General features: G+C 62.1%; 23 protein-coding genes. 11 read left to right on the top strand and 12 right to left on the bottom strand.

What is annotated here, in order from left to right:
* Nucleotides 1–14: 14 nt before the first annotated feature.
* The 9 genes from B5V02_RS06695 to B5V02_RS06655 all read left to right on the top strand — a co-directional run bounded on the left by B5V02_RS06695 (nucleotide 15) and on the right by B5V02_RS06655 (nucleotide 9210).
* Nucleotides 15–896 (top strand): helix-turn-helix domain-containing protein, encoded by an 882-nt coding sequence (locus B5V02_RS06695; RefSeq protein WP_111543364.1) that lies wholly within the window; start codon nucleotides 15–17, stop codon nucleotides 894–896.
* 181 nt (nucleotides 897–1077) lie between these two features.
* The gene (locus tag B5V02_RS06690; RefSeq protein ID WP_111543363.1) at nucleotides 1078–1455 is read left to right on the top strand and encodes a nuclear transport factor 2-like protein; all 378 of its coding nucleotides are present in this window, start codon (nucleotides 1078–1080) and stop codon (nucleotides 1453–1455) included.
* A 95-nt stretch (nucleotides 1456–1550) separates the two neighbouring features.
* Nucleotides 1551–2198: a hydrolase gene (locus tag B5V02_RS06685; protein ID WP_111543362.1), complete on the top strand. Its 648-nt coding sequence runs from the start codon at nucleotides 1551–1553 to the stop codon at nucleotides 2196–2198.
* Nucleotides 2199–2243: 45 nt separating this feature from the next.
* Nucleotides 2244–2972, top strand: a complete 729-nt coding sequence (locus B5V02_RS41060) for an ABC transporter substrate-binding protein (protein WP_208647044.1) — start codon at nucleotides 2244–2246, stop codon at nucleotides 2970–2972.
* The gene (locus B5V02_RS41055) at nucleotides 2969–3430 is read left to right on the top strand and encodes a type 1 periplasmic-binding domain-containing protein (protein ID WP_208647043.1); all 462 of its coding nucleotides are present in this window, start codon (nucleotides 2969–2971) and stop codon (nucleotides 3428–3430) included. The genes B5V02_RS41060 and B5V02_RS41055 overlap by 4 nt, the downstream gene beginning before the upstream one ends.
* 626 nt (nucleotides 3431–4056) lie before the next feature.
* Nucleotides 4057–5226 carry an acyltransferase family protein gene (locus tag B5V02_RS06670; protein WP_111543360.1) on the top strand — a complete coding sequence of 390 codons (1170 nt, stop codon included), beginning with the start codon at nucleotides 4057–4059 and terminating at the stop codon, nucleotides 5224–5226.
* Nucleotides 5223–6329, top strand: a complete 1107-nt coding sequence (locus B5V02_RS06665; protein WP_111543359.1) for a glycosyltransferase family 2 protein — start codon at nucleotides 5223–5225, stop codon at nucleotides 6327–6329. Before B5V02_RS06670 ends, B5V02_RS06665 begins: the two co-directional genes overlap by 4 nt.
* Before the next feature lie 4 nt (nucleotides 6330–6333).
* Nucleotides 6334–7368, top strand: a complete 1035-nt coding sequence (locus tag B5V02_RS06660) for a glycosyltransferase family 2 protein (RefSeq protein ID WP_111543358.1) — start codon at nucleotides 6334–6336, stop codon at nucleotides 7366–7368.
* 9 nt (nucleotides 7369–7377) lie between these two features.
* Nucleotides 7378–9210, top strand: a complete 1833-nt coding sequence (locus B5V02_RS06655) for an ABC transporter ATP-binding protein (RefSeq protein ID WP_111543357.1) — start codon at nucleotides 7378–7380, stop codon at nucleotides 9208–9210.
* A 1-nt stretch (nucleotide 9211) separates the two neighbouring features.
* Here the strand turns inward: B5V02_RS06655 and B5V02_RS06650 are convergent, their stop codons facing one another.
* From B5V02_RS06650 to B5V02_RS40455, 10 genes are all read right to left on the bottom strand, one after another.
* Nucleotides 9212–10678 carry a coiled-coil domain-containing protein gene (locus tag B5V02_RS06650; RefSeq protein WP_111543356.1) on the bottom strand — a complete coding sequence of 489 codons (1467 nt, stop codon included), beginning with the start codon at nucleotides 10676–10678 and terminating at the stop codon, nucleotides 9212–9214.
* A gap of 334 nt (nucleotides 10679–11012) precedes the next feature.
* On the bottom strand, nucleotides 11013–13217 hold the full coding sequence (locus tag B5V02_RS06645; protein WP_111543355.1) for a sensor domain-containing diguanylate cyclase: 2205 nt from the start codon (nucleotides 13215–13217) through the stop codon (nucleotides 11013–11015).
* Nucleotides 13218–13389: 172 nt separating this feature from the next.
* Nucleotides 13390–13662 (bottom strand): cell division topological specificity factor MinE, encoded by a 273-nt coding sequence (minE, locus tag B5V02_RS06640; protein ID WP_024501686.1) that lies wholly within the window; start codon nucleotides 13660–13662, stop codon nucleotides 13390–13392.
* The gene (gene minD, locus B5V02_RS06635) at nucleotides 13659–14474 is read right to left on the bottom strand and encodes a septum site-determining protein MinD (protein WP_111543354.1); all 816 of its coding nucleotides are present in this window, start codon (nucleotides 14472–14474) and stop codon (nucleotides 13659–13661) included. Before minD ends, minE begins: the two co-directional genes overlap by 4 nt.
* Nucleotides 14475–14534: 60 nt before the next feature.
* On the bottom strand, nucleotides 14535–15359 hold the full coding sequence (minC, locus tag B5V02_RS06630) for a septum site-determining protein MinC (protein ID WP_111543353.1): 825 nt from the start codon (nucleotides 15357–15359) through the stop codon (nucleotides 14535–14537).
* A 471-nt stretch (nucleotides 15360–15830) separates the two neighbouring features.
* A complete protein-coding gene (locus tag B5V02_RS06625) occupies nucleotides 15831–16901 on the bottom strand; it encodes an adenylate/guanylate cyclase domain-containing protein (protein ID WP_111543352.1) in 1071 nt (356 codons plus the stop codon).
* A gap of 3 nt (nucleotides 16902–16904) precedes the next feature.
* The gene (locus B5V02_RS06620; protein ID WP_111543351.1) at nucleotides 16905–17399 is read right to left on the bottom strand and encodes a Rab family GTPase; all 495 of its coding nucleotides are present in this window, start codon (nucleotides 17397–17399) and stop codon (nucleotides 16905–16907) included.
* A 13-nt stretch (nucleotides 17400–17412) separates the two neighbouring features.
* Nucleotides 17413–20070, bottom strand: coding sequence for an OmpA family protein (locus B5V02_RS06615; protein ID WP_111543350.1), 2658 nt, complete (start codon nucleotides 20068–20070; stop codon nucleotides 17413–17415).
* A gap of 7 nt (nucleotides 20071–20077) precedes the next feature.
* Nucleotides 20078–20743, bottom strand: a complete 666-nt coding sequence (locus B5V02_RS06610) for a DUF3450 domain-containing protein (RefSeq protein ID WP_111543349.1) — start codon at nucleotides 20741–20743, stop codon at nucleotides 20078–20080.
* 343 nt (nucleotides 20744–21086) lie between these two features.
* Nucleotides 21087–21254 (bottom strand): hypothetical protein, encoded by a 168-nt coding sequence (locus B5V02_RS40455; protein WP_167458383.1) that lies wholly within the window; start codon nucleotides 21252–21254, stop codon nucleotides 21087–21089.
* A 666-nt stretch (nucleotides 21255–21920) separates the two neighbouring features.
* Here B5V02_RS40455 and B5V02_RS06600 point away from each other — a divergent pair.
* A complete protein-coding gene (locus B5V02_RS06600; protein ID WP_111543348.1) occupies nucleotides 21921–22454 on the top strand; it encodes a FecR domain-containing protein in 534 nt (177 codons plus the stop codon).
* 6 nt (nucleotides 22455–22460) lie between these two features.
* Entirely contained in the window at nucleotides 22461–24329 is a 1869-nt protein-coding gene (locus B5V02_RS06595) for a CHASE2 domain-containing protein (protein ID WP_111543347.1), read from the top strand.
* Nucleotides 24330–24498: 169 nt separating this feature from the next.
* Here B5V02_RS06595 and B5V02_RS06585 read toward each other — a convergent pair whose 3' ends face one another.
* Both B5V02_RS06585 and B5V02_RS06580 read right to left on the bottom strand, forming a co-directional pair.
* Entirely contained in the window at nucleotides 24499–24924 is a 426-nt protein-coding gene (locus tag B5V02_RS06585) for a globin family protein (protein ID WP_111543346.1), read from the bottom strand.
* A gap of 163 nt (nucleotides 24925–25087) precedes the next feature.
* Nucleotides 25088–25237 (bottom strand): hypothetical protein, encoded by a 150-nt coding sequence (locus B5V02_RS06580; protein WP_111543345.1) that lies wholly within the window; start codon nucleotides 25235–25237, stop codon nucleotides 25088–25090.
* Between the last annotated feature and the right edge of the window lie 18 nt (nucleotides 25238–25255).

Genomic DNA, 25255 nt, shown 5'->3' with positions numbered 1-25255 from the left:
GGAGGATTTGATCCGTGCTCGCCCGCGTCGACGCCGTCGCACCTCTACCCGAAAATGTGCTCAGCCTGTCGACAGCGCGGCGGGTCTGGAATGGCGTCTCGCTCGACGTCAATGAATGGCGTGGCTCCGGCAGGGTGGCCCACCAGTTTCCCCATCAGACGGAGACCCGCCTGATTGCCCTGCTGGAAGAGGTCGGCAGCCCCTGTGAGCCACGGCTGCGCGAGAACCGGCCTTGCCCCGCCAGCTACAGGCCCAGGCACATGGACTTCGCCCCTGCCGGCATGGAGATGTGGGGCTATAGCGCCGACGTGCGCTTCGTCAGGGATGCCACGCTGATGTTCGATTTCGCTGCCATGGACGAAAGACTGGCTACCCGGTTCGATCGCGAAGCGGTCTCGACGCCGCGGCTGCGTTTTGCCGATGACCGCATCTGGACCCTGGTCAAGCTGCTCGCCGAGGTGGTGAACGACTCCGATCCGTCGGCGCAGCTCTACGGCGATGGGCTGACCGTGGCGATCATGGCGCGGCTGTTCGCCGATCCGCCGCAGCCCGGCACGGACGGCAAGGGCCTGGCGCCCTGGCAGCTTCGGCGTGTCGTCGACCATCTCGATGCGCATCTGCCCGAGCGTGTCGACCTCGCGCGGCTGGCGGCACTGGCCGGCCTGTCGCAATCGCACTTCAGCCGGGCGTTCAAGGCCTCGACCGGCATGGCGCCGTATCGCTGGCAACTCGACGCCCGCATCCGGCGCGCGCAGGCACTGCTCATCGACAGCCGTGCCACGCTTGACCAGGTGGCCGAGGCCACCGGCTTTGCCGATGCCGTGCATTTTGGACGCACGTTCCGCAAGCTCATCGGCGCGACCCCGGCGACGTGGCGGCGCGACCGCACGAGCTGATCGCAAGGTGACAGCGGCTGATCGCAACGCGACGACGGATTCAGGCTGGAAATAGCAGAATCGAACAGTGCGTTGCGCCTTGTGACGGAGCAATAGTCCCCCCGACCGGACAGGCGAGAGACATCGGATTGAGCACTTGCGACACCCGCCTCCCCGGAACTCCTGATCCGGAAGGTGGAAGATGACCGCAGAACAGATCGACTATGATGCCCTCATGCAGGCCAACCTCGCCCGCGTGTTCGGCGAGCGCGATGCCGTTCGCCGGATAAGCGCCATCGCAAAAATCTATGCCGACGACGCGGTGCTATATGAACCGCATGCCGCGGCAACGGGCCATGTCGCTATCAATCAGGCGGTGGATGCGCTGCTGTCGAGCCTGCCGGCAGGCTTCGTCTTCACGGCCATCGGCCCCGCCGTCGGTCACCACGGCATCGGGCGGCTGCGCTGGCAGTCCGGCCCGCCCAACGGTCCCGTCGCCGTGACCGGCACTGATGTCGCGCATTTCCAGGGCGACCTCATCCATTCCCTTTACGTTTTTCTCGATCCCGCCGGCGCCTAGTGCATGTCGCCCAAAAGTGCGCAGCGGTTTTGGGACGACGACATGCATAAAAACAAAAACTTAAAGCAGCAGCCCGCATATCCAAGGAGTTTCCCATGCCCAAAACCGGCCTCGAAGCCCTGCTTCGCCCCGAAGACAGCATTCTGGTGCTGATCGACCATCAGCCCTACCAGTTCACCAATCTCAACAGCCACGAGCCGACGATGATCGTCAACAATGTCGTCGGCCTCGCCAAGACGGCCAAGGTCTTCAATGTCCCGACGATCCTGACCACCGTGCTCGAAGAGCGCGGCGGCTACATCATCAAGGGGCTGCAGGATGTCTTTCCGGAGCAGAAACCGATCGACCGCACCTTCATCAACACCTGGCAAGACCCCAAAGTCACCGACATCGTGAAGAAGAGCGGGCGCAAGCAGCTCGTGCTGGCCGCGCTCTACACCGAGATTTGCCTGGCCATGCCGGCGATCCAGGCGCTGGCCGAAGGCTATGACGTGTTCATCGTCACGGATGCTTCAGGCGGCGTCTCGCTGGAGGCGCATGACATGGCCGTGCGCCGCATGGTCGCCGCAGGCGCGGTGCCGATCACCTGGATGGCGGTACTCGGCGAATGGCAGCGCGACTGGGCGCGCGAAGACAAGGCCGCCGGCGTCGCCGGCGTCGTTGCCGAACATGGCGGTGCCAGTGGCGTCGCCTTCGCCTGGGAAATGCAGCTGCTTGCCACCCGCGCCAAAGCCGGCGCCTGAACAGGCCCGCACTTGAAGAGGTCCTCACTTCGAGAGAGGCAAGCCATGTCCGCCGCGCCCATCCGCATCGGCTACTGCCTGTCGCTGACCGGCCCGCTCGCGGGCAACAGCCGGTCGGCGCGGCTCGCGCATGACATCTGGCGGGAAGACACCAACAGACGGGGCGGCTTGCTCGGCCGCCCTGTCGAACTTGTCTGCCACGATGACCATGGTGACGCCTCGCTCGTCCCCGGTCTCTACAAGCGGCTGATGGACGACGACAAGGTCGACCTGGTCATCGGCGGCTACGGCACCAACACGGTTTTGCCGGCAATGCCGCTGATCATCGAACGGCAGCGCTTCTTCGTCGGCCTGATGGGCCTCGGCGTCAACAACGCGCTCACGTATCCCAACTATTTCGCCATGATCCCGACCGGGCCGGATCCGAACGCGGCACTGACCGAAGGGTTCTTCGCGCTCGCCGCGCAGCAGAAGCCTCGGCCCGCGACCGTGGCGCTCGTGTCCGCCGACGCCGAATTCTCCAGGAATCCCATTCTCGGCGCCAAGGCCAATACCGACAAATACGACTTCAGCATCGTTCATGAGGCCACTTATCCGCTGACGACAACCGACTTCAAGCCGGTCCTTGATGCCGTCGCCAAGAGTGGCTGCGACCTCTTGTTTCTGTGTTCATACCTTCAGGATTCGATCGACTTGGTGCGCGCCATCCATGCGCACCGGTTCCGCCCGAAGATGGTTGGCGCCGGCATGATCGGGCCGCAGAACACGGCGTGAAAACGGCGCTCGACCCGCTGCTCAATGGCTTCGTCAACTACGAATATTGGGTCCCCGTCCCCAGGATGATGTTCCCCGGCGTTCAGGAGTTTCTGAACAGCTACCAGGCGCGAGCCGGCGATGCCGGCGTCGACCTTTTGGGGCACTACATGGCGCCGCTCGCCTTTGCGCAGATGCAGGTGGTTGCCCAGGCGATCGAGGCGACCGGCGGCTTCGACGACGCTAGCCTCTCGGCATACGCGCGAGGAGCGATCTTCGACACCGTCATGGGCGCCGTCAGCTTCGGGGTGAACGGCGAATGGGCGCGGCCACGCGTCCTGCAGGTTCAGTTCCAGGGCATCTCCGGCCATGAGGCTGGCCAGTTCCGCAACGGATCGAGGCAGATCGTGGTGTCGCCACCAGACTTCGCCTCCGGCGAGCTGATCTTTCCCTATGCGCAAGCCCGCTCTGCCGGGTGAAGGCTTTGCTTGCGGCTTCCCGTTGGGCGGATGCCTGCTTCGGGAGAAGCGAGCCGTGCGGCAACCCACGAAAAAGCCGGCGACCATGCTGCATCGCGCAAAACCCAATGATTCCAATTCATTCCATGCGTAACCGGGGCCGAATCCGTATAGTCAAAATATAGATTTTCGAGTTTCGCGCACGATTTAAGAAAGATCTGAGATTTTCTTATTCTCCAAGCCGGGGTTTTTTCCATCAACCGGAGCGAGCAGATCCATACAGCTCAACGACAGGGTTGAAATGCTGGGGGAAATCGCCCAAAAGGGTGAAATCCGGGCGGTTTTGTCAACCTTTAGCGCTTGCTCACACAAGTATTTCGGCCTGGTAGATTTTTTGTGTTGCGCTGCACAATGCGGTAGCCGAACCATCTCCTGGGGGACTCGTTTTGCGACTGGACATACGCCGTGAAGGATTCCGCCAGGTTGACCGACTTGAGCTGTTCGTCCGTCGATTTGGAGCCCTGCCTGAGCGGACTCGCAAAGCGCGGGTTTGATGGTGCCGGCGCCATGGCGGGCCGCCTTGGCCTGCCGTTCGAAACAGCTGGCTGGCGGCTTCATCGCGGACATCACGCCGGCGGACGGCGCTGATGGGAAACACCCGCGACGTCCAACTGGATGCACTGAGGGCCATCGCCGTGACGATGGTGATGTACTCCCATTTCTTCGCGGCGGGAGGATCTTCGTTCTGGGGCCATATCGGCGTGCGGCTGTTCTTCGTGCTAAGCGGCTTCCTGATCACGCGCGTGCTGCTGGAAGCGCGTGCGGCCGCCGAGTTTGAAACCGGCGCCGCGCTGCGATCCTTCTACATCAGGCGGGCGCTGCGGATATTTCCTCCCTATTTTGCCGTCCTGGGTTTCGTCTGGCTGTTTGACCTGGAACAGTCCAGGGGATCGCTGGTCTGGCATGCGCTCTATCTGTCGAATTTCTGGTATGCGCTGCGCAATGACTGGACGCCCTGGGTGCTGTGCCATTTCTGGAGCCTGAGCATCGAGGAGCAGTTCTATGTCGCCTGGCCACTGATCGTCCTGCTGGTACCGCGCCGGCGCTTTGAGCCGATCTGCATCGGCGTCATCCTGCTGTCGCTGGCCTATCGCTTCTACTGGCCGGTCACCGCCACCCCGGCGCTGGCACGCGACCTGCTGCCGCCGGCATCCATGGATGCGCTGGCATCGGGTGCGCTGCTTGCCTGCTGGCGGTCCAGGGGCGCTGCCCTGCCGCAATGGATGCGGCTAGGCTGGCCTGCCTTCGCGGCCGCATTCCTGATGATCGAGTGGTTTGTCCCGGCGCCTTCCGATCCAATGCTGGAATGGGCCCGCTGGCTGCTGCTGCAAGTCCTGCCGCTGGTGCCGCTGATGGCCATCGTCGCCGCCTGTTCGAGCGGCCTTCGCGGCCCCCTCGGCAAGCTTGCCGAACTGCCGCCACTGCTTGCTTTCGGCCGCATCAGCTACGGTGTCTATCTCTATCATCCGATATTGCTGTCGCTCGCCGTCAAGTCGCAGCCCTGGATTCCGCTCAATGTCTCGGAGCAAGGGCCAGGGCGGTTCCTGGTTGCGAGCGCCGCGACGATTGTCGTGGCTTCGATTTCCTGGGTGGTTTTCGAAAGGCCGCTGAACCGCCTGAAGCGCCACTTCCCCTATGTCGCGCGCACCCATGCCGCGCGCGCCGGCCACGCCGGCTGGTTCGCGAGGCTGCCCGGCGGATCGCCCGATCGCCCCGCGCCATCGCTCGACCTCCCGCGAACGGATGCAAGACGATGACCGCCGCGCCGCTCGTCTCGGTCCTGCTGCCGGTCTACAATGCCGGGCCCTATCTCGCCGCCGCGCTGGGAAGCATCCTGCGGCAGGACTACTGCCGCCTGGAGATCATCGCGATCAATGACGGATCGACCGACAATTCGCTCGAAATCCTCGAGCGACACCGGCAAGCCGACAGCCGCATCTCGATCATCTCGCGCGAAAACCGCGGCCTTGTCGCGACGCTCAACGAAGGGCTGCGAAAAGCCCAGGGCGAGCTGGTCGCGCGGATGGACGCGGACGACGTCGCCTACCCCTGGCGATTGTCGCGCCAGGTGGCGCTGTTCGACCGGCGGCCCGAACTCGGCTTCTGCGGCGCCGGCGTCGACATGTTGATCCGCGGCCGCATCGCCAGGGGAAGACCCGATCCGGTGTTCCAGTTCGGCCGCATTCCAATTTTGGCGAAGTTCTTCACGATCTTCATGCACCCGACGGTCGTCTACAACCGGAAGGTCATCGAAGACGACGCTCTCCACTACGACAAGGCCTACAGGCACGCCGAGGATTTCGACCTTTTCAGGCGGCTGGCCGACCGCTACCCGGCAGCCATGATGCCTGAAAACCTGGTCGTCTACCGAGTCCATGAGGGAAGCGTGACCAGCCGGCACATCAAGGAAATGCGCAGCACGCATTTGCGGATCGTGGCCGAGAACCTCGAGCGCGAGGGCCTCGCGGAAACCACGCGGGACCTGCGCGACATCGGCGATACGGCCAGCCTCGACACGGTTGCCCGTGCGGCCAATTTCATCGTCGCGCTGGAGGAGCGGATTGGCTCGCTGCCAGCCGAGACGCGGCCGAGCTTCGAGGCCGGCGCGCTGAACCTGTTCTATTTCCTTTACCAGCTCGTCGCCGACGAAAAGCAGCCCCCACTGACGCATGAATTGCTGACGCGGGCCGCGAAGTGGAACGCCATCCGGCGCCGCGAGAAATATGCGCTGCGGCCCGGCGCCTGGGCCCCCTGGCTCAGCCGCGCCTCGCTGTCGGCCGGCAGACAAGCGGATGCCCTGGCATACTTCTTCAAATCCGCACCCGCCGCGGCGGTCCTGGCGCCTTATCAGTTGAGCTAGAGGGATGATCGTCAAAGCCCACCAACCTCTGCAGCGCGATCGTTCGACGGCGCTTGGCGCCGTCCCGGCCGGTCCGCGACCGGAACGATCGGCGCCGGAAGTCAGCTTCATCATCTGTACGCGCAACCGCGCCGCGGTGCTCGAGGCCTGCATCAAGTCGGTGCAGGCCGCGTGCCGCGCCCATGCCGGCTTCGCGGCCGAACTCGTGGTCGTCGACAACGGCTCGAACGACGGCACGGCGGAACGCCTGGCCCGCATCGCCGCTATGTCGGACATTCCACTCACGCCCGTTTGCGAGCCACGCCCCGGATTGGCGGCTGCCCGTAACGCCGGGTTGAGGCGCGCGCGGGGCCGTGTGCTGGTCTTCGTCGATGACGATTGCGCGGTCCATTGCGACTACCTGCGCGATCTGGAGCGACACTATGCGTCTGGGGAACACTGGCTCATCCGGGGAGGCCGTGTCGAGCTTGGCGATCCCAGGGATCTGCCTTTCACGATCAAGCGCTCGCGGGTGCGCGAGCGGCTGACGCCGGATGTCCATCCCGGCGGTTTCGTGCTGGGCTGCAACATGACGATGCACCGCGATGTCGCGGCCCGTATCGGCTATTTCGACGAACGCTTCGGCGCCGGCGGGCCAATGCGGTCAGCAGAGGATACCGATTACCTCGTACGCGCGGTGCTGCTCGGCATCGCGGTCGAGTATGTGCCGGACATGACGATATTCCATCATCATGGCCGGCGGGATCGCAAATCCATCGAAAAGCTCCACCGCGACTACAGCCTGGGCAATGGCGGGCTCTGCCTGAAACATATTCGCCATGCGCCCTGGCTGCTTCGTCATTTCTACTGGGCCGCGAGAGGCGCTTTCCGGGAATTGGCGGGCGGGCCTGCGTTCGATCGTGAACTCAACCTGTCGCACTGGCCGATCGTCGGCATGAATTTGCTCGGCGCGGCCAGATTCGCGGTTCTCCTGCTGGCGAGACGGCCGCAAGATGCGCCGGTGCGGCAAGATCAACAGGCAAATGCCGAGGCAAGGTGAACCGCTGTAATGCCATTGCTACCGCCAAGCCTGCCGATGCTGTTCCGGGCGTTCGGAAAGAAGCAACTGCGCCTGCTTCCGGCAGTGGTGGTTCTCGGCCTGGCCAGCGCCGTCCTCGAAGGGTTCGGCATCGGCCTGATCATCCCGTTGCTGGGCATTATCATGGGACACGGGGATGCAGCGGGAATGGCGGGTTTCTCCGCCGTGCTCCAGCATGTCGGAGCGAGCCTGAGCGAGCGCGACCGGCTTATCGTCATTTCGATCGCCATCCTCGGCTCGATCCTCCTGAAGAACGTCTTCGCCTTCGCCAACACGCTGCTGACGACCTTCATCTATGGCAAGGCAAGTCATTCGATCCGCAGCGCATTGTCGGAGCGGCTGTTGCGGGTCGGCTACCCATTCTTCCTGCGGCAGAGTCCGGGACGGCTGCTCAACATCATCTCCAACGAATCCTGGCGGGCATCGGATGCGATCCAGATCGTGCTGTCGGCCATCGTCAGCGCATCGGCCGCAATCATCCTGCTGGCTTTTCTGCTCCTGCTTTCGTGGCGCATGACGCTGTTGGTCACGCTGGGACTGGCCGGCGTCCAGATCGCGCACGCCATCCTCTCGGCCAATCTGAAAGGCCCCAGCCGCAGCGTCGCCTCGCGCAACAGCCACCTCGCATCACAGATGCTCCACCTTGTGCATGCCGGACGCCTGATCCGCATATTCGGACAGGAGAGCCGCGAGAAGGCGATATTCGATACGGCGTCCGATGCGGTCCGCCGCGCCTCCTTCGTCCTGCTTGTCCGCCAGGGAGCGTTGCCGCCGCTGACGGAGGTTCTCCACGCCGTGCTGTTTCTGGCGGTCGTGATCGGCGCCTGGCTGGCGCAGGTGAGTTTCCCGCTGATCATCGCGTTTGTCATACTGCTCTACAGGCTGCAGCCGCATATGCGGGCTCTGCAAGGGTCGTGGAGCCAGTTGCAAGGCCTGAGCGGATCGCTCGAAGAGGTGACATGGATGCTGGATCCGTCCGGCAAGCCTCAACCGCCGCAAGGCGACGGACCGTTCCACGGCTTGCGCCAAGGCATCAAGTTCGATGACGTGACGTTCACCTATTCCGGCACGGACCAGCGTGAGGTGGTGCTGCATTCGGCGACTTTCGAGATCCGCAGCGGCCGCTCGACGGCACTGATCGGCCGCTCGGGCGCCGGCAAGACGACGATCGTCAATCTTCTGTGCCGCTTCGTGGAACCGGACACCGGCAGGATTCTCGTCGATGGATCACCGCTCGATGGGATCGACGCCAGCCAATGGCGGCGGCACATCGCACTGGCCAGCCAGGAGCTGGAACTGGTCGATGGCACCATTTTTGAAAACATAACCTACGGGCAGGACGCCGCCACGGCCGACGACGCCGAGCGTGCGGCAAGACTGGCCGAAGCGCATGAATTCATCGAACGGCTTCCGCTCGGTTACGACACGGTCGTTGGCTACCGGGGCATCAACCTCTCGGCGGGACAGAGGCAGCGGATCGCACTGGCCAGGGCCCTGGTGCGCGATCCCGATCTCCTGATCCTGGACGAAGCCACCAATGCCGTGGACGGGCTGTCGGAGGCAGCCATCGTCGAGACCCTGAAGTCGAGAGCCGGCCGCCGCACGACCATCGTCATCAGTCACCATCACAGCACCATCTCGTTCTGCGACGACGTGGTGATCCTGAGCGGCGGCCGGGTGAAAAAGCAGGCACCTTTCGGCGCCCTGGCATCGCTCAGCATGGACGAGCTTTACCAGCACGAGCCGTCCGTCACCCCAGGCGGCGCGGGAGCGAAGCGACGTCGCGGCGAGCCTGCGAAGTGAGCTACGGCGTCGCGCGGAGGTTCCTGCGGACGCGCCGCCTGCCCGCTGCACGTGCTTTCTCCGCCACCACGCCGGTGATCTCGACCACGCTGCCCTCACGCGGTCTGCCGCTGGTGGCTTTGTGGAGCCGCTCGTAGGGCAGCAATTCCTTGATCCGGGCATTGAGCGACACGATTTCGGCCCTGAGATCCTCGCATTCCTGCCTTTGGACATCGAGCTGTATCTGTTCCGACGCCTGTTGCAGCATAAGCTGTGAAAGATTGGCGTTCACTTTCGAAAGGCTCATCTTGTCGCTTTCGTTCTCATCGGTGAGCGCGGACAATCTTTCATCGGCGATTTTCTTTTCGGCCAGGGTGTCGTTCAATTCAGTCTTGAGCCTGGCGATCTCGCCGACGGCCTCGCTGTTCTCGTTCGAGGCCGACTCCAGCCGCGATTGCAGCTCCTGGATCTCGGAACGCAACCCGCGCATTTCCGTCTGGCTGCGAGCCAGTTCGGCTTCCCTGTCGCCTTCCACCATGCCGGCTGCTTCGGTCATTTGCGACAGCTTCGCCTGTGCCGCCTCAAGCGACTTCTGGAGCCGCATCTCCTCTTTCTCGCTCTTGGCGAGCGCGGCCAGCAGTTCCGCAAGTCGCGCTGCTTCGCTGGCATGGATCGTCGAGAGCTCGTCGAGCCTGTGGCGCGCCTGGGATTCCCGCTTCAGCGCCTTGTCGAGCTCGATCGACAGGTTGACATGTTTTTCCCGCAGCATCTTGCTCTCGCGCAAGCGCCTGTTGGCCTCAACCGTTCTGGCGGTCAGCCGCTTGGCGATGTCGCCGAAATCCGCGTCGCGTTTTGCGCTCGCATTGGCTGCCTCCGCGAGTTCCAGCCTTGTCGCGGCAAGCGCTGCGCGAAGCGCGTCCTTGTCCTGAACCAGGCTTGTCTCGCGCTGTTGCAGCACTTCGCAAGTGCTTTCACGCTCGCGCAGCTTTCTCCCTGCGTCGTGCAGCTTTTCCGACAGCGTTCTTTGTTCGGCGATGAGGCCGGCATTTGCCAGCTCCAGCTCATTGGCGCGAAGAATGTCGCCGTGGAGGATGTTGAGGTATTCGCGCGTCAGGTGGTGTGAGGTCGCGATCTCCGACAGCTTGCCGTTGATCTCCTCCAGATAGTCCCTGGCATCATGGAACAGCCCTTCAAAGGCACTCAGCGCAGCCAGTCGGGTCTGGGTATGGGACGACAGTCGTGGCCCGGATTCGGGACTGTCCGTATTGCCGGCACTGTCGGCATTCTCCGGACTATCCGCATTTGCCGCATTGGCCTCAGGTGGCGGCTCGTCAGGACCGGCCGCGGAATCCGGGACATCGTCGCTCTTTGGCGGCGCCTCGTCCTCGGCGTCGAGACTTGCATCCAGCGCGTCCGCCAGATCGATCTCCAGGTCTTGAATTGCTTTATCTACGTCTTCAGCACGCTTGATCAGGCCCTTGAAGTTCATGGCCGAACTCCCCTTACGCCATACCCCAACTCTGTACTTAACAAATGGCTAATGTATCCTTACATCCGCTAATTGCGTAGGGGAAGCCCCCCATTGGCGGGAGGCAAGTTCGGGACATTTGGGGTTTGGATGCCGTGGACAACCAATGCCGCGGCCGTGGAAAACTTGTTCCTCGCCCCACGGGTGTGGGCAAGACCCGTGGGGCGCCCCGGCAAAAGCCCGCGGCGCAGCGCGAGACCTTCAGGGGGTGCCGCCGAGAAACTCACCTCATCCCGGCTTGCAGACGGCATGGTGATTGTCGCAGGCGAGACTGAGGGCTACCTCAAAAGGCGTCTCAGCTGCTTTTCGGGGCTGGTACCAACTGGATCGGGGGGCGCTCGCCGGGCGTGTTGCCCAGCGCGACGGCGACCCGGTCGCGCCCGTTGCCCTTGGCATCGTAGAGCGCGTGATCCGCGGCATTGGTCAACTCGGTCCAGCCCACGCCATGCTCGGGATAGGCGGCGACCCCGAACGAGGCTGTGACGGTGCCCAGCGTTCGGCCGCGATGCGTCAAATGAAGCTTCCTGATTGCCTGGCGCAGCGTTTCTGCCCGCTCGGCACCTTCCTGGACCGAGCTTCCCGGCATGACAAGGGCAAACTCCTCACCGCCGTAGCGCGACACGACATCGCTATCCCTGGCATGCTCGATCAACGTGGCGGCGACCTGCTTCAGGACAAGGTCGCCGGCTTCGTGGCCGAACGTATCGTTGAACTGTTTGAAATGATCGACATCGAGCATGATGACCACCAGCGGCTGGCCCGAGCGCTCCATCCGGCGCAGTTCGCGGCTGCTCGTCTCCTCGAGATATCGCCGGTTGAACAGACCGGTGTTCGGATCGCGGATCGACTGTTGCCGCAGCGTCTCGCGCAGGCGCAGATTTGCCAGCGCCAGCGCCAGCGTGTCGACAACGCCGCGCAGGATCTGCTGTCTTTCAGCCAGCCATTGCGGCTTCTCGGCCGCATTCGGCTCGCACAAATGAAGGATGCCCAGCGTTTCGCCTTGCGCCGCCAGAGGCATGCAGACATAGCCCTTCTTGCCGTTCTCGGTGATATGCGCGCAGCGCGGCGTGAGCATGCCGGGGCCGGTGACATGTTCCTGGCCGCGTCTGAGCGCCCAGCAGTCTTCCGGCGCAAATTGCGTGGCGCTCGAGCGGACGTCGCCCCAATGCGCCATCTCCTCGACCAAATTGCGCGACGCGCTGGTCAAGTGAACGGTTCCGCTCAAGCCGCCGAGGAACTCGGCCATGGCGGTGCCGACCACCGAGAACGCTTCCGGAAAGGTGACGCAGGCCTGGAGCAGTTCGCCAAGCTTGACCAGACGGGTCGTGGTTTCGGACTTCTCGTGCAGTTCGCGGTTGAGGAGCGCCAGTTGATCGGCACGCTCGTTGACAACCCCTTCGGCGCGGCGCAGCTCGCTGATGTCGCTGAGCGTCAGCACGAGGCCGCCGTCGGACCGGCTAAGCGGACTGCAACTGGCGATGACAGGCACATGCGAGCCATCCGATTTGGTCAGGCGCACTTCGCTCTGGTGCTGGCGGCCCGTGGTCAGGGCCTGCTCGACGGGAGACGTTCCCGCAGCGAACTCGGCTCCCCTCGGATCCCGCATTGTGATGACCGAGCCCCAGTCCTGCCCGACGATCTTGTCGGCGCGCCGCCCGATCATCGCCGCCGCCGCGGGATTGACGCTTGCAATCTTGCCATCGCTGTTCAGCACGGCGATGCCTTCGGCCGCCGTCTGGACGATATCCTCGATGTGGGCGCGCGCGGATGCAAGCTCGTCCGCCATGGTGTTAAAGCCCTGCGCCAACTGCCCGAACTCATCCTTGCGGCTGTGGCCGATGCGCGTCATGACGTCGCCTTTTGCCAGCGATTCCATGCCTCTCATCATGTCCGACAGGCCGGCGCCGAAGCGGCGGAGCAGCCCCCAGGCGAATGCCGCCGCAACCAGTACGGCGGCTGCCGCGCCGAGGCCAACCAGCCAAAGCATGCTGTTGGTGCGTTGTTCGGCGGCGCGCAGCAAAGGATCGTATTCCAGCAGCACGGCGCCGACGATCGTATCCTTGGGATGTTCGATCGCAACGGCCAGTATGTCATTGGCTTCATGCGCATCGCTGAACTTGCGCGGGATCCCATCCGCCAAAGTCTGGCCGACTTCGTTGCCGGGGTCGTGATCGAACTTCTCGCCGGTCTTGTGTTCTTCGTCGGCGGCATGGGCCAGCAGGATCTTGTTGGGGTCGACGACCAGGAAATCCCTGAGCGAGCGATGGTGCTGCAGCTCCAGAAATTCGCGCAGCGCATCAGGCCGCTCGAACAGCGAAGGTGAGCCATCGGATGATTTGAAGACGATCGTGTCGGCCAATTCCCGGGCGACGTTGGTCGCTTCGGTCAAACCCAGCGACTTGGTCGCGGCCATCTGTGTAAAGATCGCGAGGCCGCCAACCAGCCCGATCAAGGCCGCGGCGCTCGTCATGCTGAGGATGATCAGGCTCTTGATGCGCACGTCATGGCCCCGCCGAAAAAGACGGCATTTTACACGTCAAATCGAGCCAGCAGCTCATTCCCGGCTTGTATTACCAAATGCTTATCAACGTCCTAACAATGCCAGCCGGCGCGGGTGGCGCCGCCCCCCACGCCGCTGCTGCGCAGCGACCTTCAGGGGCGGGTAAAAAAAATCAGCCCGCCATCGCCAGCGGCACGGCGCTCTTGTTGGGGATCTGGATGTCGATTTCCAGCGTCGACATGGTCTCGCCGCGGTCCATCGAGACCTGCAGATAGTCCTGGTCGATCTGCACGTGTTTGGCGATGACGGCCATGATCTCCTCGCGCAGGATGGAGACGAGGTCGGGCTGGCTGCGGTTGCGGCGCTCATAGGCGAGCAGCACCTGCAGCCGCTCGCGCGCCACCGGCGCGCTGGAGCGCCGCTTGAAGATGTCGAGCAGGTTCATGCCGCCCTCCTTCCCAAAAGACGATCGAGAAAACCCTTGCGTTCGAACGGCACGACGACGGGCAAGTCCTCGCCCTCGAGCCGCCTGGCGGCGTCGATATAGGCCTTGGCTGCGGCATTCAGCGGCTCCGACAGCGTCACCGGCGAACCGAGGTTGGAGGCCCTCAGCACATCCTGGCTCTCGGGAATGATGCCGAGCAGCGGCGTCGACAGGATTTCCAGCACATCGTCGATGGAGAGCATTTCGCCGCGTGCGGCGCGCGCCGCGTCATAGCGCGTGACCAGCACGTGCTTGGCGATCTGCTCGCCCTGCTCTGCCCTCAAGGTGCGGGCGTCGAGCAGGCCGATGATGCGATCGGAATCGCGCACCGAGCTCACTTCCGGATTGGTGACGATGACCGCCTCGTCGGCAAAGCGCATGGCGAGCTGCGCGCCGCGCTCGATGCCGGCCGGGCTGTCGCAGAACACGTAGTCGAACACCGAGCGCAGCTTGTCGATGACTTCGCCGACGCCGTCTTCGGTCAGCGCATCCTTGTCCCGCGTCTGCGAGGCCGGCAGCAGGAACAGCGTCTCCACCCGCTTGTCGCGGATCAGCGCCTGCGAGAGCTTCGCCGAACCCTGGATGACGTTGACGAGGTCGAACACCACGCGGCGCTCGGCGCCCATGATCAGGTCGAGGTTGCGCAGGCCGACGTCGAAGTCGACAAGCGCCACCTTCTTGCCGGTCTTGGCGACCGCGGCACCCAGGGCTGCCGTCGAGGTCGTCTTGCCGACGCCCCCCTTGCCCGAGGTGACCACCACTACCTTGCCCATGAAAATGCCTCCGTTGTTGTTGCTTTGTTGTTCTTGGTCGAGCGGCCCATATCGGCCCGCTCAGCTGAGCGGCACGACGCGCAGCGCGCCACCGTCGAGAAATGCCTGCACTGGCTTGCCGCGCGAATCCATCTCCTCGGCGGTCACGTACCAGCCGTCGACCGCCAGCAGCTCGGCCTCGTTGCGGCGGCAGAAGATGCGCGCGCCTTTGTTGCCGAGCGCGCCCGCCGAAGCGCGCCCGCGCAGCGTGCCGTAGACATGGATCGACCCCGCCGCGATGATCTCCGAACCGGAAGCGACCGAGCCGAGCACGATGACATCGCCATGCGGATGCACGATCGCCTGGCCGGAGCGGATCGGCGACTTGATCATCAGCGTGCCCGAAGCTTCCTGCCCAACCTGCGGCTCGCTCTCGCCTGCTTTGCTTGCGCCAACCTTGTCAGCCTGCGCGCGCCCCACATCGGCGCGTCCAGCGCCTGCACGTTCCGCGTCGGCACGAACCTCTGGCGCGGTGGCCTCGGCCTTCTCGTCCGCCCTCGCCTTGCGGCCGGGCAGCAGGCCATCGGTCGTCGCCTCCTTGGCGCCGGTCAGCACCGGCGGCAATTCGGCGCCAAGCGAGGCCCCTTCAAGCTCGATGGCATAGATGCGGATGCCGCGCGTGGCGAGTTCCGCCACCAGCGCCGCGATCTCGCTCGCCCCGGGCTTCATCGTGTTCAGATCGAGCAGCACCGGGCGGCCGGCAAAATAGCCCGGCGAGTTGCCGATCCAGTGATCGAGCCCCTCCAGCCAGGCCGCCAATGGACCTTCAGGAGTCAATGTGAACGCGACGAACGAGCGGGCGCGAAAGCGAATGGATTTGGCCTCGAGGGGAGCGGCAAAAGTCACTGGCGGCGAATCCTTACTGATAGGTAAACGCTAGCGAGTGAATGGTTAACGAAAGGTTAATAAGGGGGTGCAACTTGGCCGGCAGCGCGAGAAATGGAAGGTCGACTAGGGTCAGTATCGAACGCTGACCAGCTACATGCCGAACGTCTTGATATGGGCCGCAAGCAGTAGGTCCGCTTGCGGTGCAGGCAAGAACGATAGCAGACGTTAAATCTCAGGATCCGATGTCCTGAGTTGACCCAGGACAGACCTTTGGCGGTCGCTCGGTGGTCACTGCTTCGCGCACCTCTGCGGACATTCGAAACCATGATGTTTGACTAAAGCGCGTCGCGTCGAAACGGATTCATGCGACGCGCTTTAAGCCTTTGTTTCTATGCACGTCGTTGTCTCAAAACCAGGGGGCCACTTTTGAGCGACATGCATTAGCTTGAGATGCAATGCGCTCCAGGGTCGGCACTGCCAAGCGGCAAATCAGGCCGGGAGCCGCCACATTCGGACACGACCTGCACCACGCAATTCCGTTTCCCCGAGTGGGTCGCAAGCAAACTTTGGTCCAAGCAGTTGGTAAGTTGCATCCGAAATACGGATTTCATCGGGCTCCGCGGACGTTTGAATACGTGAGGCGAGATTAACGGTCTCACCCCACAGGTCATAAGCGAACCGCCTCTTGCCTATGACGCCCGCGACGATTGGCCCCGAGTGAATTCCAATTCTCAGTCTTATCGGTTCTCCTGCGAAGCGTTCGCGCTTGACCGCCTTCCGCAGTTCAACCGCATAATGCGCGAGGGCCTTTGCATGATCGGATCGCGCGGTGGGCAGGCCAGCGACCACCATCACACAATCGCCGATTGTCTTGATCTTTTCGCAGCCGTATCGTTCAGAGAGCCGATCCGCCGCCTTGAAGAAATAATTTAAAATAGCGAGCGTCGTCACGGCTCCGACGCTGCGCGCTCTTTCCGTAAAACCGACGATGTCGGCAAAAAGCACACTCACCTCTGCGTGGTTGTCGGCAATTTTTTTGTGCGCTTTCAACCGCTCCGCGATCGACGCCGGAAGAATGTTGAGGAGCAGGGATTCGGCGCGCTGGTATTCACGCGACAATCCCTCTTGGCTCTTCCTCAACGCCTCGTTCGTCGATTGTAATTTCTCGTTGAGTTGACGCTCCCTCTCTTGCAGGAGCGTCATTTCATAAGCCTTCTGTTGAAGCCGCTGCTTGTTGTCGCGTTCGGCAGTGGCGTCAAGAAAGAGCAGCCACACGCAGTCGTCGTCAGCAAAAAGATGAAGGTCCGCGACGCGCCCGCTGGGCAGTTCGACCATGGCCATATGATATGGAAGCTCCGGGCAAGGCAGCAAACCCTCCATGAATTCAAGCTGATCGGTAACAGGCTTACCGATGCGCAGGGATGAGAGCCCGTAATGTTTAACGTTACCGCCCTTCGCCGCTATGCAAAGCTGGGCGTCAATTTTCACATATGCGATAGAGTGCTCGTTGTAGAAGAAATTGTAAATCCAGCTTCCGACTTCTTTTGGCAATCTATGCATGGTCTATTTGGTGACCATCGAAGCAAGTTGACGAAACGCATCATCGACATGTTCACCGGAAAGCGCACTTGTTAGATAGATTTGCCATCCAAGTTGCCTCAGGTTGTCAATCTCACTATCCGATATTTCCCACCGATCGGCCAGATCGGATTTGTTGAACAGCAATACAAACGGCATAGCGCCGAATTCGGCCTCGACCCGCTCGCGCAGCGTGAGCGCCGCGGCAAGAGTAGCGGCGCGGGTTCCATCGACGACAAGCACGAGCCCGGTCGCACCTCGCACATGGCTGACGCGGAATGAGCCGATATCGTCTTCGCCGGCCAAATCCCACAAAATCAGATCCACGGTTTTGCCCGGGAGTGCGACACTCTTCTTGTCGATTTTCACTCCCACCGTGGTCAAGTAGGTTTCTGAAAAGATGCTTTGCACAAACCTGCGAACCAGACTCGTCTTTCCGACAGAGAACCCGCCCAACATGCAGATCTTTTTTTGCAACATCCTGGGCCCCGCCCTAGTCCAGGTTTACCGTAACCGAAACCCGGCGATTGGTGGAGCTACCAGTTTGACTATTTTCAGGCACCACCGGCTCAAAGGTGCCCGCGCCCCGAACCAGCAGCAGTTCCGGAGCGACGCCGCGCCTGTTGAGAAGCGCACGAACTGCCTCGGCGCGGGCGGCGCTGATCGACACGTTGGCCGTCTCACGGCCCGTGCCGTCCGAATGGCCGGTCAACATGAACCGCGCTGTTACGCCTGACTTGCGGGCACTTTGGGCGAATTCCTTTAATTGATCCGCCAATCTGTCGAGAACCGGCGTCTGCTCTGGTCCCGGCACAGCTTTGCCGGAATAGAAGAAAATATCGGTCGCCTGGATGGCCTCTCTCAAGTGATTGAGTTCTGCAAGGTTCAACTCACGCAGCTGTGAGACATCCAGAACCACTCCGTCCGCCGAAAGTTGTTCGGCGGCGGCCCGCGCCCGGTTGATCCAGCCGACAGGAGCCTCACCCACGACAACGATGCGACCCTGGACGATCGAAAGCAGAACCGATTTCGGCGGGGTCAGCGACGCCGTCAGCCGCTTCAACACGAACTCCGGCTCAAGGCTCTGATAGAATTGCCACTGTGCATGAACGCGGGCAGGATCAACCTCCGTTCCGGACAGCAGAGCTTGCGGGTCGGCGGCAAGCGGGTCTCTCAGACCGGAAATGTAGAAATGTCCGCCCCTCGCCGTTTGTTGGGCGACGATGATTCCCGATTGGGCCTCAAGTCGCGACACATAATATTGCCAGTGCTCCGCCGCGCGTGCTTCGGGGCTCACGTCACGAACCTTGGAGATGTCGAATTCCGGTCCGCCTGCCGAAAGCTGTCGGGCCGCTGCGCGCGCCCGATCTATCCAGGTGTCGGGAGCCTCACCCTCGGCAACGATGCGATCATTGACGATCGAAAGTCGTACTGTATCCGGCGGATACAGCGAGGCCATCAGTCGCTTCAGCACGAACGCCGGCTCCAGGCTCTGATAGAATTGCCACTGCGAATGAACGCGGGCGGGATCGATCTGCGTTCCGGACAACAGCGACTGCGGGTCGGCGCCAAGCGGGTCTCTCAGGCCGGCAATATAGAATTGGCCATCGCGTATCTTTTGTTCGGCAACGATGATGCCCGGCTGGGCCCCCAGTCGCGACACATAGGCCTGCCAGCGCTCCGCCTCGCGTTCTTCGGGGCTTACATCACGGACCCTGGAGATATCGAATACCGGGCCGCCTGCCGAAAGCTGCTGGGCGGCGGCCTGCGCCCGCTTGATCCACGTGGCAGGAGCCTCACCCTCGGCAACGATGCGATCATTGACGATCGAAAGTCGTACCGAATCCGGCGGAGCCAGCGACGCCGTCAGCCGCTTCAACACGAACTCCGGCTCAAGGCTCTGATAGAATTGCCACTGCGAATGAACGCGGGCGGGATCGACCTGCGTTCCGGACAACAGCGACTGCGGGTCGGCGGCAAGCGGGTCTCTCAGGCCGGCAATATAGAATTGACCGTAGCGTATCTTTTGTTCGGACACGATGATGCCCGGCTGGGTCCCCAGTCGCGACACATAGGCCTGCCAGCGCTGCCCGGATTGCCAGGAAAGAAAGAACCAACCGCCTGCCAGACTCAAAAACAGCACGGCCACAGCCACCACCAGCCATGGAAATCCCTGGTTTGATTCCTCCTGCTTCAGCTCGACGCATGTCTGCAACTGCGCCTCTACGCCGGCCAACTGCGAACCGTCGCCGTCAAACTCCCCTAAAGCCTCTGAGGATTCCTCATGGATACGAAGCAATACATCGCGAACTATTTCATGTAATTCCTCTGGCGGATTTCCCCGGATCACCGAAACCAAGGTCGCAAACTGGCCAACTTCCGACCAGAGACGAAGGTCGCCAAAACGGATAGTGTCCAGACTGCTCTGTTCTTTTTCGTTAAATGAATCTTTCACGAAATCTTGAATTGCACTAAGCATCGAAGAAATGAGTTGAGGATCCTCGCTCGTTGCATTATCGGCAGTTACATGCGCGATCAAAAGCCCGGAATTTCGGCTAATGAGAAAGACATGTTCTACACGATAGACAAGAGAGTGCTTCAGAACAACTTCCGAGAAGCTAGCACCAGTTCTCCAAGATTCAAATCTCCACTTGAGCCCATGCCAGGTAAATATATGTCTTAAAGTTTCATTCAGCGACTGAAAGGTCTGGTCGATCTTTTCCCCGATCGACTTGCGAATTGCCGGCAGAAACACCGGGTACAATATATCCGTCAGCGTGCGCGGGCTCTTCTGGATCGACCGTTGCACAGCCCTCTCGACAGCTGGCGCAAGGGCCTCGCCGAGTTGCGCATGAGACGCCCGTGCGGCTGCACTGGGGAGAACGCCCCCCACTGCAGTCGCAAGCTGCTCCGGTTCGCCCAGCAGATGCGTAACTCGTGAAAGCTCCGAAATTTCGCGGCCGACCAGCAACTGGCGCAGCGTTTCCATGCGACGATCGGCGGTTGGAACTCCGTCGAAACGCGCATGATGGTCCGGATCGACGTTCCGGGCAATTTCGACCAAAAGCCTAGCCAGAGCCGCGCGATCGATCTCGGTATCGTTCGAGGCGGCTCTTTGAGGAAGGCTGATTGGGTCGACGGTCGACGTCAAGTTCCGATCAACTCACTTTCCAGCCACGTTCCGAGTTGCTCTTGCTCCCGCCGGAATCCTGATTTATGCATTTTGCAACCTCGACAAACAGGCCAGCCAAAAGATTTCTGTCGGTCTTGACGTTGCTGAGATCGGAAAACATCTTCTCCATTAGCATCTGAATGCTCTCATTCTTTTGCTTGATTTCCTCACGCAGCAAATGATCGCTTCGATTTATCCGGTCCGCAACGTCGCGCTCAAGCTCGCTCAATTGATCCGACAACGCGCGCACCTGCTTTTCAAGTGCCTGATTTTGCTCGCGAAGATTCCGGTCAATCTCCTTGTCGGCATCGGCTCGTGCATCTTTTTCGCTCCGCAATTGCGCCGCGAGCGATTCGACCTGCTTCTTTGCATTTGACTCGTACGTTTCAAGATTGCGCTTGGCCTCGGATTCGACATCCTTGAAGCGCTGCAAGAACCGTTCTTCAAGCTTGGAAAAACGGCGGTCATAGTCCTGCATCTGGTTGCCGAACAGCAGATCACGTATCTTGTCGACACCTACAGCCTCACCGGAGATCCCGGCCTCGCGAGCCTGGGCCGCCATGAAGTTCAGCCCGTTTCCCTCTGCATTGCCTATCGGATTTCCCTCCGCCTTACCTGCTGAAGAAGCGTTACTCGAAGATTCCTTAGCCATCCTTATGCCCCTCTATTTGACGCCTGCCACAGTGCAGAATTCATAAACAGGCAAACATGTCAGCAAAATACCCGGCCCGCAAGCCGGAATCTTCTTGACTTAAGCCGATTCGCGGGGCAGCCGAGCGCGAGTCGCCGACGTAGCAATGGACGTTTGGGGCGATGCCATCCTAAAAGCGGGCGGCCGCGTCTAATCGGCAAGCGCGCGGTCGTCCAGGCAGCCACGATCCGCAATCTCTGCGCTCCCGGCGTTCAACCTCAAGGCGATCAACCGAACGGCGGCAGGGCGCAACATCGCGCTCAAGGAGGGCGATCCGATCAAGCTCGATAAGAAGCGTCACCAGTTACACGGCAACACTGCGCAGCGCAGCTGGAGCGGCCTCAGGATCCAAGTCGGTAGACGGGCTGTTGCGTTTGCCAATTTGGGCCATACCGACCTTGAAGTCGAGGCGATTGAACTCGCCGAACTGGCCCGGCAGCAGCCAGGCGACGAAAGTCATGCCGGCGAGCATGGTGGAGCCGAAAGGTGCGGGCGCAACTCGTGCGGCTACAATGTGCGAACGCCTGCTTACGGGATCGAATAAGTCTGTGTCCAACGGCTGCCATGCGGCGCGAAGTAGCCATTTGTAGCACAGAGAATGAAGGTCTCCGCTGAATGTACAACGGTCTTTCAGGGTGGTTGCCGTAGCCTAACGTGTATCGCCACTGCGACCGCCAGACTAAGGTAATTGCGAACAACTCAACCCCCTCAATGCCGCTAGAAATACTGCACCTCGCGCTCGTGCTTCCCTGCCGCTTCCGGTTCTCAAACGTCCCAAGCTTCCGCCGCTTGCCGGTCTTTTCGTCCTTCTTGCGCGAATAGAGGCGGTATTTTCCGTCTTTGAGTTTCCGCATCATCTGTCGCTCCCGCCGCTTGCCCTTCTACGCTGGGGCGCTCCGTCATTGTCGCTCCCTCCAGCCCCCGCCCCGTGTCATTGGCGGTAAACGTCGCCGCCTGATCGACATTCGCATCGCGGCTGCCGCCTTGCTAGGTGTCGGAACAGGTTTGTCGTGCTAGGATTGCCGGTCGGCATCCTGCTGCCTCTGCGCAACGCGGCTGCAAGTGCCGGTTGGCACGCACAGGCTGACGGCAGCAGATTTTCTTGACCGCAAATTTTCTGCAGGAGCAAGGGGCGGTGATGAGCGCAAGAGACCGATTTTTCCGCAGCCTGATGATGGCTGGCCTGTTTGCCGGTGTCTTCTGGGTGGATGCCGCCCTGGCGCAGGGCGCGGGGTGTGCGTTGGCGCCGGTGGCCGGTACGTCCCGACAGATTGTGAGATGTCAGGAAGGCCTGACCATCATTGTCGAAGGCGGCGCTCGTTTCACGCTGGTGGACCGCGATCGAAACGGCAAGGTCGATGCGGTCAGGTTGCGGCGCAAGGCGCTGCTGCTCGATGCTCCGGCCGGCTCGGTTCCGGGTGGCTTCGCGGTTGTCACCCCGCAGGCGATCGCCGCGGCGCGCGGCACCAAATGGGCAGTCGACGTCGGCCAGGGCAAGACGTCTGTTTTCGTCCTCAGGGGTCACGTCGCCGTGAACCGGCCGGCGTCCAGTGCCGGCGTGGTCCTGGCGCCGGGCGACGGTGTCGACGTCGAGGCCGGAACAGGACCGCTGACCGTCAAGCGCTGGCCCGCCAAGCGCGTTTCCGCCTTGCTGGCCCGTTTCGGCCAGTGAGCTGCAGTGAGCAGGCGAGCGCTTCCGACGCTGATCGCGCTCATCCTGGCGGGTCTTTGGGGCGCCGGCCTGGGCGTCGCGCACTGGCGCGGCAATTTGTGGTTTCTCGATCGCGTCGAAGCAACGATGACCGATCTTCGAACGCTTGTTCGAGGACCAGCGAAGCCACCGGAGCTGATCACCATTGTCGCAATAGACGATGAAGCGGTGCGGCACGAGGGTACATATCCCCTCAGCCGCGCCACGCTTGCCCGGCTTGTCGATACGATAGCGCGGCTTGGACCGAAAGCCATTGCGCTCGACCTGCTGCTGGTCGATCCCGGGGCAAAAGACAACGATGACGCGCTGGCGCGTTCGCTGAGCGGGAGTGCGAGCGTCATCGCTGCCGCGGCGGTCTATCCCGGAGGCGAACAATGGACGGCAGCCGAGGGCGACGGACCCATCGCCGGCGTGCCGAATGCCGAGCGGTTTCTGTGGCCGCTGAAAGCATTCTCGGACGCCGCCGCTGTCGGCGTCGTCAACGTGGCCACCGACAAGACGGGAACGCCCCGCTTCGTGCCGTTGCTGTTTCGGGCCGGAGATCGGCTGGAAACGTCTTTCCCCTTGCGTGTTGCCGCCATGGCGGCAGGAGGGGATCCAGAAATCGCAGCCGATCATCTATCGCTGGGCGGACGGTCTATCCGGACGGACATTGGTCACATCCTGCCTCTGACATTCTATGGCCCCCGCGGCACGATCCGCACGATCAGCGCGGCGACCGTGCTGGAGGGCCAACTCGATCCTCGCACGATCCTGGATCGAATTGTGGTGATCGGAGCCACTGCAACCGGCACCGGCGATGTTTACCCGACACCGTTCGATCCCATACTCCCGGGCGTCGAAGTCATGTCGACGGCGATTGCCCACCTGATGGCCGGCGACGCAATTGTGCGAGACCAGTCTGTTCGGCTTGCCGATGCCGGCTTTGCGGTGGTGCTGCCAATGGTCCTTGTCGGGCTGTTGGCATGGCGGCGAAATGCCGGCGGCCTCGCGGCGATCGCCGGCGTGATCCTGGTCTGGCTGGTGGTCAACATGACCGCCTTCTTGCACCACATCTGGCTGAGCGCCGCGCTGCCGATGACCGCCGCCGTTCCGCCGGCTATCCTGTTCGGGGCCGCGCAGCTTTGGCTGGGCAGGAGCCGGGCGCAATTTTTCGCGACGCAAAGCCAATTGCTTCAACGCGTCGAAGCCCCAGGCATGGGGGAGTGGCTGGCCAAGCATGGCGACTTCCTCTCGGAGCCCGTCCGGACAGACGCCGCCATCCTGTTCATCGACCTGTCCGGCTTCACCGGACTGAGTGAAACATTGGGACCGATCGCCACACGCGAACTCCTGAACAATTTTCATGCGTTGGTCGGCGAAGAAGTGACGCGTTGCGGTGGCGTCGTCACGAGTTTCATGGGTGACGGAGCTATGATCCTGTTCGGTCTGCCGGAACCAGCGACAAATGACGCCTTCAATGCCGCCCACTGTTGTGTGGGGCTCTCCAGCCGCACCAACGATTGGCTCGCCTCGTTGCCTGCATCGACTGCATCCCGGCTCGGCTTCAAGATCGGAGCCCACCACGGAACAATCGTAGCCTCTCGACTCGGCGGCGAAGGCCGTCAGCACATCGCGGCCATAGGTGACACGGTCAACGTTGCCAGTCGCTTGATGGAGATCGCAGCCGACCAGAATGCTGAAGTCGCGGTGAGTGACATCATGCTTGATGTCGCCGGCCGCGACTGCGCCCTGTTCAAATCCGGTACCCTGAAAGGACCTGTGGAAACACAGATCCGTGGGCGATCCGGCTCGCTCGCGATCTGGCTTTGGCAGAGTGCAGGGATGCCGCAGTAGAGGGTTGCCGCCAGGCCTCCGGCTTGCCTGCCCTGCGAACAGCGGGCCCCCTCAATGCCGCTTGAAATACTGCACCTCGCGCTCATGCTTCACCGCAGCCTCGCGCGTGTCAAACGTGCCGAGATTGCGGCGTTTGCCGGTCTTTTCGTCCTTCTTGCGCGCGCTGCCCTCACGCCGCGAGTTGGACCTCGCGGGCGGCCGCGATCATGACACTCGCGAGCAAGCCGTAGGCTGCCTCCCAGGCCTCGCGCACCGCTGGCGTGAAAGCTGGGCCGAGGCCGGCCGCCAGCGTCTCGATCAGCGCCTGGCCGACGATCGGGTAATGATGCTCCTCGACACCGTAGGTGACGTGACGCTTGGCGAGTTCGCGCACGGTGGGCAGGATGGTCTCGGCACGATCCAGACCATGCACGACAAAGCCCAGGCTCGCCATCAGCTTGGCGCCTTGCTTGGTCATGTCTCTCACCGGAAACAGCGCCCGAAGATTCCCGTCGATAGCGAACAGGCGTTCATAGAACAGGGCGGCGGCGGCCGCGCGTATCGGGACGACTTCGCGAAAACTATCCTGAACTAGTCGAATCTGGTCGGGTGTCATCGGCGCGCTCCTGGGTTTGTGGGTAAGGCTCAACCATCTCCCCAGGGCGTTTCGCACGCATGTCGCCTGTCGCGTCGATGTGTTTCAATTCGGTTGCAAGCTGATTTCAGATTGCATTCAGTTGCTTTCAATTTCCTTCTCGCGCCGCAATGTTCGGCAGCCCTCAACGCCGCTTGAAATACTGCACCTCGCGCTCATGCTTCTCCGCCGCCTCGCGCGTATCAAACGTCCCGAGATTCCGCCGCTTGCCGGTCTTTTCGTCTTTCTTGCGCGAATAGAGGCGGTATTTTCCGTCTTTGAGTTTTCTGATCATCGGGCTCTCCCTGGATCG

This window comes from Mesorhizobium kowhaii, from assembly GCF_003253745.1.
GTDB classification, from domain to species: domain Bacteria; phylum Pseudomonadota; class Alphaproteobacteria; order Rhizobiales; family Rhizobiaceae; genus Mesorhizobium; species Mesorhizobium kowhaii.
Note: the sequence above shows the minus strand (reverse complement) of the source record. Positions and strands in the feature narration are given on the sequence as shown.